Origin of the sequence: Nonomuraea sp. B5E05 (assembly GCF_039880665.1) — a bacterium.
Taxonomy (GTDB): Bacteria; Actinomycetota; Actinomycetes; order Streptosporangiales; family Streptosporangiaceae; genus Nonomuraea.
This window is the reverse complement of record NZ_JBDPMJ010000010.1, coordinates 319,774-331,285: the sequence shown is the minus strand read 5'-3', so window position 1 is coordinate 331,285 and position 11,512 is coordinate 319,774. Positions and strand designations below refer to the sequence as shown.

The 11,512-nt window shown below is 74.3% G+C and carries 10 protein-coding genes; 6 read left to right on the top strand and 4 right to left on the bottom strand.

Annotated elements, in window-relative coordinates:
- Window positions 1-131: 131 nt before the first annotated feature.
- The 4 genes from ABGB01_RS21210 (at window position 132) to ABGB01_RS21195 (ending at window position 3,710) form a co-directional block, all read left to right on the top strand.
- A complete protein-coding gene (locus ABGB01_RS21210; protein WP_347775280.1) occupies window positions 132-1,130 on the top strand; it encodes a LacI family DNA-binding transcriptional regulator in 999 nt (332 codons plus the stop codon).
- The gene (locus tag ABGB01_RS21205) at window positions 1,127-2,002 is read left to right on the top strand and encodes a PfkB family carbohydrate kinase (RefSeq protein ID WP_347775273.1); all 876 of its coding nucleotides are present in this window, start codon (window positions 1,127-1,129) and stop codon (window positions 2,000-2,002) included. The genes ABGB01_RS21210 and ABGB01_RS21205 overlap by 4 nt, the downstream gene beginning before the upstream one ends.
- 20 nt (window positions 2,003-2,022) lie before the next feature.
- On the top strand, window positions 2,023-2,934 hold the full coding sequence (locus tag ABGB01_RS21200; protein WP_347775272.1) for a dihydrodipicolinate synthase family protein: 912 nt from the start codon (window positions 2,023-2,025) through the stop codon (window positions 2,932-2,934).
- A gap of 62 nt (window positions 2,935-2,996) precedes the next feature.
- Window positions 2,997-3,710, top strand: a complete 714-nt coding sequence (locus ABGB01_RS21195; RefSeq protein ID WP_347775271.1) for an FCD domain-containing protein — start codon at window positions 2,997-2,999, stop codon at window positions 3,708-3,710.
- Window positions 3,711-3,766: 56 nt separating this feature from the next.
- On the opposite strand, the gene ABGB01_RS21190 is transcribed toward ABGB01_RS21195, so the two are convergent.
- Entirely contained in the window at window positions 3,767-5,095 is a 1,329-nt protein-coding gene (locus ABGB01_RS21190; RefSeq protein ID WP_347775270.1) for an MFS transporter, read from the bottom strand.
- A 106-nt stretch (window positions 5,096-5,201) separates the two neighbouring features.
- On the opposite strand from ABGB01_RS21190, the gene ABGB01_RS21185 reads away from it, so the two are divergent.
- A complete protein-coding gene (locus ABGB01_RS21185; RefSeq protein WP_347775269.1) occupies window positions 5,202-5,954 on the top strand; it encodes an IclR family transcriptional regulator in 753 nt (250 codons plus the stop codon).
- Window positions 5,951-6,856, top strand: a complete 906-nt coding sequence (locus tag ABGB01_RS21180; protein WP_347775268.1) for a D-isomer specific 2-hydroxyacid dehydrogenase family protein — start codon at window positions 5,951-5,953, stop codon at window positions 6,854-6,856. Before ABGB01_RS21185 ends, ABGB01_RS21180 begins: the two co-directional genes overlap by 4 nt.
- A 252-nt stretch (window positions 6,857-7,108) precedes the next feature.
- On the opposite strand, the gene ABGB01_RS21175 is transcribed toward ABGB01_RS21180, so the two are convergent.
- The 3 genes from ABGB01_RS21175 to ABGB01_RS21165 all read right to left on the bottom strand — a co-directional run bounded on the left by ABGB01_RS21175 (window position 7,109) and on the right by ABGB01_RS21165 (window position 11,510).
- Complete coding sequence (locus ABGB01_RS21175; RefSeq protein WP_347775267.1) at window positions 7,109-9,178, bottom strand: protein kinase; 2,070 nt, start codon at window positions 9,176-9,178, stop codon at window positions 7,109-7,111.
- 151 nt (window positions 9,179-9,329) lie between these two features.
- Window positions 9,330-10,475, bottom strand: coding sequence for a cytochrome P450 (locus tag ABGB01_RS21170; protein ID WP_347775266.1), 1,146 nt, complete (start codon window positions 10,473-10,475; stop codon window positions 9,330-9,332).
- Window positions 10,476-10,691: 216 nt separating this feature from the next.
- The gene (locus ABGB01_RS21165; RefSeq protein WP_347775265.1) at window positions 10,692-11,510 is read right to left on the bottom strand and encodes an IclR family transcriptional regulator; all 819 of its coding nucleotides are present in this window, start codon (window positions 11,508-11,510) and stop codon (window positions 10,692-10,694) included.
- Window positions 11,511-11,512: the final 2 nt, after the last annotated feature.

Sequence of the window (11,512 nt, the reverse complement as noted above, 5' to 3'; positions counted from 1 at the left end):
GCCTGCGGACCTTGACCGGATGCGTCACCGGGCCTCCCGACTTCCGATCGAACGTGATCAGCACCATCCAACCGGCCGGACCGCCTTACGCGCCAACCCGGTGATCGTTTCCGGTCAAAGCACTAGCCGACATCGCCGCCCAGGCCGGGGTGAGTGAGGCCACGGTCAGCCGGGTGCTCAACGGCAAACCCGGCGTCTCGGCCGCCACCCGCCAGGCGGTCATGACGGCGCTCGACCTCATGGGCTACGAGCGGCCGCCCCGGCTGCGGCAGCGCAGCAACGGGCTGATCGGCCTGGTGACGCCCGAGCTGGACAATCCGATCTTCCCCGCCTTCGCCCAGGCCATCGAGAAGGCGCTGACCCAGCACGGCTACACGCCGGTGTTGTGCACGCAGCTGCCGGGCGGCGCCCCCGAAGACGAGTTCACCGAGCTGCTCGTGGATCGCGGGGTGAGCGGCATCGTGTTCGTGTCGGGGCTGCACGCCGACACCACCGCGCGGATGGACCGATACACCCGCCTCACCGACCGCGGGCTGCCGATCGTGCTGGTCGACGGCTACAGCGAGCACATCGACGCCCCCTTCATCTCGCCCGACGACCGCCTGGCCGCGCGGCTGGCCGTCCAGCACCTGGTCGACCTGGGCCACGAGCGCATCGGCATCGCGCTCGGGCCCCACCGGTTCGTCCCTGTGATCAGGAAGATCGAGGGCTACAAACAGGCGATGGCGCAGTTGCTCGCCACCTCCGACGTCGACGAGCTGATCGCGCACTCGCTGTTCTCCGTCGAGGGCGGGCAGGCGGCCGCCACGCAACTGCTGGCCCGCGGCTGCACCGGCATCGCGTGCGCGAGCGACCTGATGGCGCTGGGGGCGATCCGTGCCTGCCGGCAGAAGGGGTTGTCGGTGCCGGGTGAGGTGTCCGTGGTGGGGTTCGACGACTCGCCGCTGATCGCGTTCACCGACCCGCCCCTGACCACCGTGCGCAAGCCGATCGGCGCGATGGCGTCGGCGGCCGTGCAGACGCTGCTCGAAGAGGTCAACGGCGCCCCCGCCAGACACGTCGAGCTGATCTTCCAGCCGGAGCTCGTGGTCCGCGGCTCCACCGGCTCGGGCCCCCTGGTCAACCGGTGACCCGCGACGTCCTCGTCCTCGGCGGCGCCGGGGTCGACACCACGGTCTACGTGCCTGAGCTGCCGCTCCCCTACCGCGACACCTACCAGGTGCCGCCGGTCGTGGACCGGATCGGCAACACCGGCGCGGGCGTGGCGCTGGGCTGCCACGCGCTCGGCCTCGCGGTCGCGTTCGCCGACCTGATCGGCGACGACCCGCAGGGCGCGCTGGTCCGCCGGGCGCTGGACGCGGTCGAGTGCCGCTGGGGGCACGCCGAGGCGGGCACCCGGCGCAGCGTCCTGCTCGTGGGGCCTGACGGCCGCCGCACCTCGTTCTACGACGCGAAGGTCACGCCGGGCGAGCGCCTGCCGCGCGCGCTCTACGCGGACGTACGCCCCCGGCACGTGCACGTGTCGATCATGGACTTCTGCCGCCACGCCCTCGGCGACTTCGACGGCGTCCCCATCTCCACCGATCTGCACGACTGGGACGGCGCCTCCGACTACCACAAGGACTTCGCCTACCGCGCCGACCTCGTGTTCATGTCGGAGGCCGCCCTGCCGGATCCGGCCGGGGCCATGCGCGACCTCATCGCGCGCGGGCGCGCTCACACGGTCGTGTGCACGCGCGGCGCCGGCGGCTGTCTCGTCCTGGCGCGCGGCTCCGGCGTGCGCGCCTTCCCGGCCGCGCCACTGCCCGGCCCGGCGGCCGACAGCAACGGGGCGGGCGACGCGTTCGTCTCCGGCTTCCTGTACGGCACGGTGCGCGGCAGGCCGCTGGAGGAGTGCGTGCGGCTGGGCTCGATCGCCGGCGCGCACGCCTGCACGGTCACCGGCACGCACGAGTCGCCGATCACGGAAGCCCTGCTGCTCGCGAGAGCCACGCTTCAGTAATGTGATAGTACGATTGAGCCGTGCTCGATCTCGTACGCGGTGTCTCGCCCGTCCTGGAGGTGCCCTTCCACGACGACGGCGCCCTCGATCCCGACGGCTTCGCCAGGGTGGCCGCAGAGGTGCTGGCCACGGGCGTCACCTCGGTCATGTTCCCCGGCTTCGCCGGCGAGTTCCACAAACTCGACGACGCGGAGCGCGAGCTGCTCACCACCCTGCTCCTCGACGTGACCCGCCCGCGCGACGACGTGGCCGCGATCGTCTCGATCCCCGACCACGCCACCTACCACGCGGTCGCGCAGGCCGTACGCGCCGCCGAGCGGGGCGCCGACGCGATCAACCTGCTCCCGCCGCACTTCATGAGCCCTTCCCGCGAGGCCGTGCTGGCGCACGTGCGCGCGGTGCTGGCCGCGGTGGCGCCGCTGCCGGTCGTGCTGCAGTACGCCCCCGCCCAGACCGGCACCGCGCTCGACGCCGGCACCCTGCACCGGCTCGCCGCCGAGCACCCCAACCTGCGCTGGGTGAAGGTTGAGTCGGCGCCGCCGGGCCGGCTGGTCGCGGCGCTGGCGGAGGGGGAGCGGCCGCTGCCCGCCCTGGTCGGCTACGCCGGGCTGCACCTGCCCGACGCGCTGCGCCGCGGCGCGGTCGGCGTGCAGCCGGGCTGCTCGTTCACCGACCTCTACGTGGAGTTGTGGCGGCGCTGGGAGAGCGGTGACGAAGAGGGGGCGCTGGCCCTGCACACCCGCATGCTGCCCTACCTGTCCTACTGGATGCAGGGCGTGGAGCTGATCGTCGCCGCGGAGAAGGAGATCTCGCGCCGCCGCGGCTGGATCGGCTCGGCGCACTGCCGGGCCCCCGGCCACCGGCTCGACGTGGAGGAACACCGGATGATCGACCGGTTCGTCGAGGAGTTCGGGCTGGCGCCCGCGGCATGATCGCCGGCGGGCCGGCCCGTGTTCCTTCATAGGGGAGACCCTTACCAGCGACGGGGAGCGGCGTGGAGCTACAGGGCCTGCACGGGCAGGTGGTCGACAGGATCGGCGGTTCGCTCGCGGCGGGTGAGCTGCGCGCCGGCGAGGTGCTGCGCCTGGAGGACGTCCAGGCGCGGTACGCCGTCTCGCGCACGGTCGCCCGCGAGGCCGTGCGCGTGCTCGAGTCCAAACGGGTGGTCACCAGCCGCCCGCGCATCGGCGTCACCGTGCGCCCGATGAGCGCCTGGAACCTTTACGACCCTCAGGTGATCCGGTGGCGGCTCGCCTCGCCCGGGCGCGCGGCGCAGCTGCGCGAGCTGGCCGAGCTGCGCGCCGCGGTGGAGCCCGCCGCCGCGGCGCTGGCCGCCGGCCTCGCGGGGCAGGGCGTGCGGCAGGAGCTGGTCGCCCACGCGCAGGCACTGACGAGCGCGGCGCGCGACGGCGACAGCGAGGGGCTGGTGGCGGCCGACGCCGCCTTCCACCGCGTGCTGCTCGCCGCGTCGGGCAACGGCATGTTCGCCCAGCTCGCCGAGGTGACCGAGGAACTGCTCAGGGCCCGGCGCGACCTGCTGCTCCTGCCCGAGCGGCTCGACACGGCCGCCGTGAGGCGGCACCTCGACGTGGCCGAGGCCGTCGCGGCGGGCCGCAGGGCGGAGGCTGCCGAGGCGGTGCGCTCGATCGTGGAGTCCGCCCGCGACGAGGTCGAACGCCTTCTCGACGGCGACACCACGCTCGCTTAGCCAGAGCGCCGCCCGCTCAGGCACGGACACGCTCGCGCTGGCGGGGCCGCGGTGGCTCAGGCGGGGTCGCGCTCACTCCTGGCGGCGGTCTCGGCGGCCAGCCGTCCGGGCGCCGTGAACGGCGCCGACGCCATCGCCACGACCGCCCCCAGGAACATGGCCCCCGCGATGGCGAGCAACGGCGCGTCGAACGACCCCGTGGCCTCCTTGACCACCCCGATCAGCGGCGTGACCGCCAGGCCCGCGATGTTGGCGACGGAGTTGATGAGCGCCACCCCGGCCGCCGCGGCCACGCCCGTCATGAACGACGTGGCGCTGCCCCACAACGCGGGCACGGCCGACCACGCGGCACCGGTGGACAGCGCCAGCAGCGCGAACCCGAGCACGCCCGGCCCGGCCAGCACGCTGCCCACCAGCATCACCCCGGAGGCCGCCATCGGCACCGCCATGTGCAGCGCGTGCCTGCCCCGCCGGTCGACGCCGCGAGCCACGAGCACCATCGCCACCACGGCCAGCGCGTACGGCACCGCGGTCAGCAGCGCGGTCACGAAATCGTTCGGCTCGCCGAACCCGCCCTGGATCACCTGCGGCATCCACAGCGTCAGCCCGATGCTGTTGAAGGAGTACAGGAAGAAGAACAGCGCCAGCAGCAGCACCCCTGGGCTGGAGAGCGCCTGCCGCACGGAGATCGCCCGCTGACCGTCGATCTCCGCCTGCTCGCGCGCGAGCCGCTCGGCGAGCCACGTGCGCCCGCGCTCCGGCAGCCACCCGGCCTCGCGCGGCTCGTCGGTGAGGAACCTCAGCACCACGAACCCGAGCGCGACGGCGGGCAGGCCCTCGATGACGAACAGCCACTGCCATCCGGCGACGTCCAGGAACCCGTCCATCTGCATGATGAAGGCGCTGATGGGCGCGCCGATGACCGTGGCCAGCGCGGCGCCGATGTAGAAGCGGCCCATCGCCCGCCCCCGGTGGCCGGCGGGGAACCAGCGGGCCAGATACCAGATGATGCCCGGTGTGAACCCCGCCTCGGCGGCGCCGAGCAGCAGCCGCACGATGATGAACGACTTCTCGCCCTGCACCAGGGCCATGCAGGCCGACACGATCCCCCAGCTGATCATGATGCGCGCGATCCAGCGGCGGGCACCGATCCTGGCCAGCACGATGTTGCTGGGCACCTCGAAGATCACGTACGTGACGAAGAACATGCTGACCCCGAGCCCGAACTGCGCGGCGGTCAGCCCGATCGCCTCGTTCATGCTCAGGGCGGCGACCGAGACGTTCGACCGGTCGATGTAGGCCACGATGTAGCAGATGACGATCAGCGGCATCAGGCGGCCGGTCACCCGGCGCATCGTCTCTCGCTCCAGCTCGCCGACGCTCATCCCGTGACCTCCTGTGCAACATATGCACACTGCGAATTAATGGTGCTATCATTACCCTGCTGCAGGTATTCGGTCGTGTCAACACCGCTGTAAAGGGCAGAGCCTGATGTCGCAGACCGTGAGCAGGGCGACCACGATCCTCCAACTGGCGTGCGACGGCCCGCGCAGCCTCGCGGAGATCGGGGACCGGCTCGGCGTGCACCGCACCACCGCGCTGCGCCTGCTCCACACGCTCGCCGAGGCCGGCCTGGTCCGGCGGCTGCCGGACGGCACGTGGGGCGCGGGGCGCGGGCTCGCCGCGCTGGCGGCCCGCGCCGGCGGCCAGTTCGGGCTGCGCGACCTCGCCCACCCGCACCTCGCCGCGCTGCAGGAGTCGACCGGCCACACCGTCCACCTGGCCGCCCTGCGCGAGAGCACGATCGTCTACGTCGACAAGCTCTCGCCGCCCGGTCCCGTCCGCATGTACGCCCGCATCGGGCGGCCCGTCCCCCTGCACACGGCGGGTGTGAGCAAGGCGATCCTCGCCCACCTGCCCGCCGCCCACGCCGACGAGGTGCTGGAGGGCTGGGAGTTCACCCCGTACACTCCCGCTACGCTGATCACGAGGGCCGCGCTCGACCAGGAGCTGCGGGCCGTGCGTGAACGGGGGTGGGCGGCCGATGAGGGGGAGTTCGAGGAGTTCGTCCACTGCGTGGCCGTGCCCGTGCGCAACGCCTTCGGCGACGTGACCGCGGCGGTCTCGCTGACCGCGCTGCGCGCCCAGGCCGATCGCGCCGCCCTGCACGCCCTGCTCCCGTCGGTGCGCCGGTGCGCCGGCGCCATCTCCGAGCATCTCGGCTATCAGGAGGATCCATCATGACCGTCGCCGTCCACGTCGGCCCCGAGCCCGTGCCCGTCCTCGTCGAGGCCGTGGAGCGGGCGGGCGGCAAGGTCGTGCCGCTGGAGCGGGCCGAGGCGATCGTCTACTACGGCAGCGACGAGCCCGCGGAGATCCGGGCGATGATCCACGGCGGCATCCGCTGGGTGCAACTGCCGCACGCGGGCGTCGAACGATGGGCTGCCGCCGGGGTCATCACCGAGCAGCCGGTCTTCACCGCCGCCGCGGGCGCCTACGGGCCGGCCGTGGCCGAGCACGCGCTGGCCCTGATGCTGGCGGCCGCACGCGGCCTGCACCGGCACGCCAGGGCCACCTCGTGGGGGCCCAACACCTCGAAGGTATTCGCCGGCTCGACGGTCTCGATCGTCGGCTTCGGCGGCATCGGGCGGGCGCTCATGCCGATGCTGGAGCCGTTCGGCTGCCGGGTCCTGGCGGTCACCGACAGGGGAGAGGCGCCGGGGACGGCGGAGATCGTGCCGCGCGCCGGCTACCGCGAGACGCTGCCCGAGGCCGACTACGTGGTGGTCGCGGCGCCCGCCACCCCGCAGACCCGGGGGATGTTCGGGGCGCGCGAGTTCGGCCTCATGCGCTCGGACGCCTGGCTGGTGAACGTCGCGCGGGGCGGGCTCGTGGTGACCGAAGACCTGGTGGACGCGTTGCGCGCGGGCGACATCGGGGGCGCCGCCCTCGACGTCACCGACCCCGAGCCGCTGCCGGACGGGCATCCGCTGTGGGAGCTGGACAACGTCCTGATCACACCGCACTGCGCCAACCCGCGCGACGCCTACTGGCGCGGCCTGGCCGAACGCGTCACCGCCAACGTGCGCCGCTTCGCCGAAGGCGCCGCGCTCGAAGGCGTGGTCTCCCCGTCCCAGGGCTTCTGACCCCGCCACCGGCGTCGCCGGGCCACATGACCGCGGTCCCGCCATGGCCGCCCTCCTCCAGCGGCGATCGAGGTGACCACCGATGCCGTCATCCGGCCTGTCGCGCGAGGTACGAGCGTCCGCCGGAGGACGGAGCCTGCCCGGCGGGCGCCGCCGGCGTGAGGCGGGTGATGCGGGCGTTTCCGGCACATGGCGCGGGCTCGTTCTCCGGGCGGTGAGCGGGCGTCGCGGTGCGGGCGTAAGGCGGGTGGGTCAGGCGGGCGACGGGTGGTGACGGGTGCCGGGGGCGGCGGCGTCGGGCTGGTTGCGCAGGTTGATCCGCGCGCCCGCGCTCAGCCCCGAGTCGTGCACCTCGAGCCCCACGGGCGTGCTGCCCTTGGCCGGCTCGAACACCAGAGCGCCGGTGAACGAGCTCCCGGCCTCGATCCTGACCGGCGTGATCTCCTTGCCCGCCCTGTCGAGCAGCCTGGTGCCGGCGTGCGCCGCGTCGTCCTCGTCGATCAGCTTCTGCTGCCCGGGGTAGAGCACGCGGGCGTCAGGGCCGACGTTGTCGATCTTCACGCCGATCCGGCAGACCCGTTCGGCCGCGGACTTCGCGGGCTTGGAACACTTCGTGCTCGTCACGGCGAACTTCAGCTTGCCGTCCTGCACGGGCCCGTCCGCACCGGCCGCGGGAGGAGGGCGGAACACCCAGGCCAGCACGGCCAGCAGCAGCACAAGCAGCACCGCCGCGACCACCAGGACGGTCAGGCAGCCGCCGACCACGCTGCGCTTGCGCTCGGGCGGCCGGTAGCCGGGCAGCGGGCCCTGCCCGGTGCCCGTGCCGGTGCCGGTGCCGGTGCCGGTGACTGGGCCGGTGAAGGTGTGGTGCGGCGGCGCCTGGCCGGTCCGGTGGTGCGGCAGCGGCCCGCGTCCGGTGGTGAGCGGGCCGGTGTGCTCGGGATGCGGCGCCTGCGGGCCGCGCGCGGTGTGCGGCAGCGGCCCCGTCCGCTCGGGATGGGGCAGGCGGCCCTGCCCGGTCGCCGTGGGCCCGGTGCGCTCGGGATGGGGCAGGTGGCCCTGCCCGGTCGCCGTCGGCCCCGTGCGCTCCGCGGGCGGCGGTTGTGGGATGCGGCTGGAGCCGGGGGTGGGGCCCGTGCGCTCGGCGGGCGGGACCTGCTGCGCGCCCCGGCCGGAACCGGGTGTGGGTCCGGTGCGTTCGGCGGGAGGGGGCTGGCTCGCCCGCCCGCCCGCGCCGGGCAGGGGACCGGGCCCCGTGCGCTCGTGGTGGGCCTGCTGCGGGACACGACCGTCCGGGTGCCGCGCCTGAGCGCCGTGGCCGGCCGCATCGGGCCGCGGGCCGCGGTGGGCGGCCTCGGGATGGCGGTGCGGAGGGGGCGAACCCGGCGCGGCACGGTCGGGCGGCGGGCGATGCGGAGCCCGCGGCATCAGCGGCCCGAACTCCGACGGGTTCCACGCGCTGGTCAGGTGCTTGGTCGCGGCCAGCTGCGCGGCCGGCTCGTCGGCCGCCTCCACCAGCTCCAGCAGCAGCTGCCTGGCCGCGGGCCGCCGCGCGGGGTCGGGATGGATGGCCGCCGCCACCAGCCGGTCGAGCGGGGCAGGCAGCCCCCGCAGGTCGGGAGGCGCGGTGCGGGCCCTGGCCGCCATCACGTAGGCGTCGCCCTCGCCGAACGGATGCCCGCCGAGCCCCGCGTACGCGATGAGCGAGCCCCAGGCGAACACGTCGCCCGCCGGGCTCGTGCGCCCCTCGAAGACCTGCTCGGGAGCGATCCACCCGGGCGTGCCCATCACCATGCCGGCGTTGGTGTGCCGGGAGTCGACGTGCGTCGAGCGCGCCAGCCCGAAGTCGATCACCCGCGGCCCGGCCAGCGTCAGCATCACGTTGGCCGGTTTGAGGTCGCGGTGCACCAGCCCGGCCGCGTGGATGGCGGTCAGCGCGGCGGCCACGCCGACGGCCGCGGCGTGCAGCACCGACGGCGACAACGCGCCGTGCTCGATCAGGTGGTCCTCGAGGGAGATGCCGTCGATGAACTCGGTGACGAGATAGAGGCGGCCGCGGTCCTCGCCGTGGTCGAGCACCCGCGCGGTGCAGAACGACGCCACCTTGCGCGCGTTGGACACCTCTTCGTGGAAGCGCGCGCGGTAGACGGGGTCGGCGGTGAAGTCGCGCCGGATCGCCTTGAGCGCCACCCGTGACCCGTCGGCGGCCCTGGCGAGGTAGACCACCCCCATGCCGCCGGAGCCGAGACGGCTGAGCAGCTCATAGGGGCCGATCGCCGGCGGATCGTCCGGCTTCAGCGGAGAGCCAGCGGAGCGCCCCAACGTCGCCGTCCTCTCGCCGTCGTCATCCCGTCTCAACCCGACCCGATCCTCCGCCCCGGCCGGTCGTCATGCCGCGACCCGCACCGTTCCGCCGCACGGCATCCCGTTTGTACCCAAGACTCTAACGGAGGAAGGACCTACTCGTCGGCCACTAGGCGTGAGCGGGCTTGCGGCGCGCGGAGATCATCGTCACCCGCAGCCGCGCGAGATCGAGCGCGTGGGGCAGCGGCCGGTGCGGTGAGATGAGCCGCCCGACCGGCTTGGGCCGGGAACCGCGCAGGATGCCCGCCAGGAAGGCCGTGCCGACGACGAGCGTCAGGTGCACGCCCTCGCAGCCGGGTCTGGCCCACCACTCGCCGGCGGCGGTGCCGTCCAGCCAGATCTCGGGTGCGAAGGTGTTCGCGTACGGCAGGCGCGGGCTGCGCTGGTGGACGGCCATCGGCACCATGACGGTGGTGCCCGCGGGCAGGGCGGCGCCGTACCAGGAGGTCTCCACCGTGGTGAGGCGGGTCAGCGCCGGCACGGGCGGCCACAGGCGCAGGCCCTCGCGCAGGCAGGCGCGCAGATGGCAGGGGTCGGCGCGGGCCGCCTTGCGGTGTGCCGGGTGGGCGGCCAGCAGAGCGAGGGTCTGCATCAGGCCTGGCGCGGTCACGCCGAGCCCCATCAGCCAGAACGCCGCCTGCATGAGCCCGCGCGACTCGGCCTGCCCGGGGGTCTCGGCGATCAGCCCGGCCAGGCTGCCCGGCTCGGCGCGGCGCAGGTGGTCGATGATCCGGGCGTCGTAGCGTCCGGACAGGAGCTGCTGGCGCCGCCTGGCCCGCAGCCGTCCCGCCCGCGTGAGGTCCGCCAGCAGCCGGGTGAGCTCCTCGTCGCCGGCCGCGCCATCCCCGTAGACGCAGCGCCGGGCGACGCGCTGCCAGCGGCCGTTGAGCCGCGCGTAGTCCACCACGCCCTCGGTGAGCTCCTTGGCCTCCTCGCGGGCGATCTCGATGAACGACGGGCGCAGCACGTCCGTGGGCAGGCCCAGAGGGCGCGTCTCGACGGCCGGCGCGTACGCGTCGTCGTCCTCGGCCAGCACGCGAAGCGCGTCGCGCTTGGACATGATCAGCAGTGCCGGGCCGCGCGGGCCGCGGACCAGGACGGGGCGGCCGCCGTACCGGGCTTCGAGCTCCGACAGCAGCGTGCGGGAGCGCAGCAGGTCGCGTCCGGGCGTGAGGTGGGGCGTGCCGGGCGGGACGAGGGAGGCCTTGAGGCGCAGGCTCTCCAGCGCGGTGGCCCTGGGCAGCCCTCTAGGCACGCGCGGCCTCCCGGAACCCGGCCGGCGCCCGCGAGGTCCGGGCCTGGTGGGCCCTCGGCCCTGAGCCCGCGGGCGCCTCCTGGATGGCCGGAGCGGGGAGGAAGTTCATATGTCGATGTGATCGCCGCGGGCCCCCGTTCGCAATCCGGGGTTTCGGTCAACGGAACGCCCGCGGCCGCGCGCCGGAGGTGTTCCGTTGACCGGAACACGTCGGCGTCACGGGACGCGCGGCGGCCAGGAGCAGCTGGAGGGGGAGAGCGCGGCCGAGATGGCCTGGGCCGCGCCGCGTACGGAGATGCCGAGCCTGGCGAGCTGGGCCGCGTGCGCGGGCGCGGCCACGCCCAGCGCCATGCACACCGTGCCCGCGGGCCCGAACACGGGCGCGGCCACGCAGGCCACGCCCTCGGTGTACTCCTCCTGCGCGTACGCCACGCCGTGCCTGCGGACCTGGGCCAGCTCGCGTTCCAGCCCGGTCAGGGTGGTGACGGTGCGGCGCGTCCAGCGTTCGAAGGGGCCGCGCGCGATCAGCTCGTGGCGCAGCCGGGGATCGAAGGCCAGCAGCGCCTTGCCCGTGGCCGTGCAGTGCAGCGGCGCCCGGTCGGTGCCGTCGGAGCGCGAGCCGACGCGGTTGTGACCGTAGAGGCGCTCGACGTAACGGGCCTCCAGGCCGGCCGGCACGGCCAGGTTCACCGTCTGCCGGGTGGCCTCGTACAGGTAGAGCAGGTACGGCAGCACCACCGCGCGGGTGCCCGGCACGAGGGCGCGGGCGGTGCCGGCCATCGTCTCCAGCAGCTCGCCGGGCACGTAGCCGTTGCCGACCCGTCGAGCCAGCTCGCGGGCGCACAGCACGCCGAGGATGCGGTGCGCGGTCGACTTGGGCAGCCCCGTGCTCCGGCACAGCTCCGACAGGCTCACCGGGCGGGCGGCCACGCTGAGCGCGAGGAGGATGTCGATCCCGCGTTCCAGGCTGCCCGGCTGCGCCGCCCGGCGGTCGTCCGTGACGCGCTGCTCGTGACCGGCCGTCTGTGTCGGCATGA

What these genes read in the sequence shown, in the direction of transcription:
- ABGB01_RS21190 (WP_347775270.1), bottom strand. Translation starts at nt 5,095, where the DNA reads ATGAGCGTCGGCGAGCTGGAGCGAGAGACGATGCGCCGGGTGACCGGC.
- ABGB01_RS21185 (WP_347775269.1), top strand. Translation starts at nt 5,202, where the DNA reads ATGTCGCAGACCGTGAGCAGGGCGACCACGATCCTCCAACTGGCGTGC.
- ABGB01_RS21180 (WP_347775268.1), top strand. Translation starts at nt 5,951, where the DNA reads ATGACCGTCGCCGTCCACGTCGGCCCCGAGCCCGTGCCCGTCCTCGTC.
- ABGB01_RS21165 (WP_347775265.1), bottom strand. Translation starts at nt 11,510, where the DNA reads ATGCCGACACAGACGGCCGGTCACGAGCAGCGCGTCACGGACGACCGC.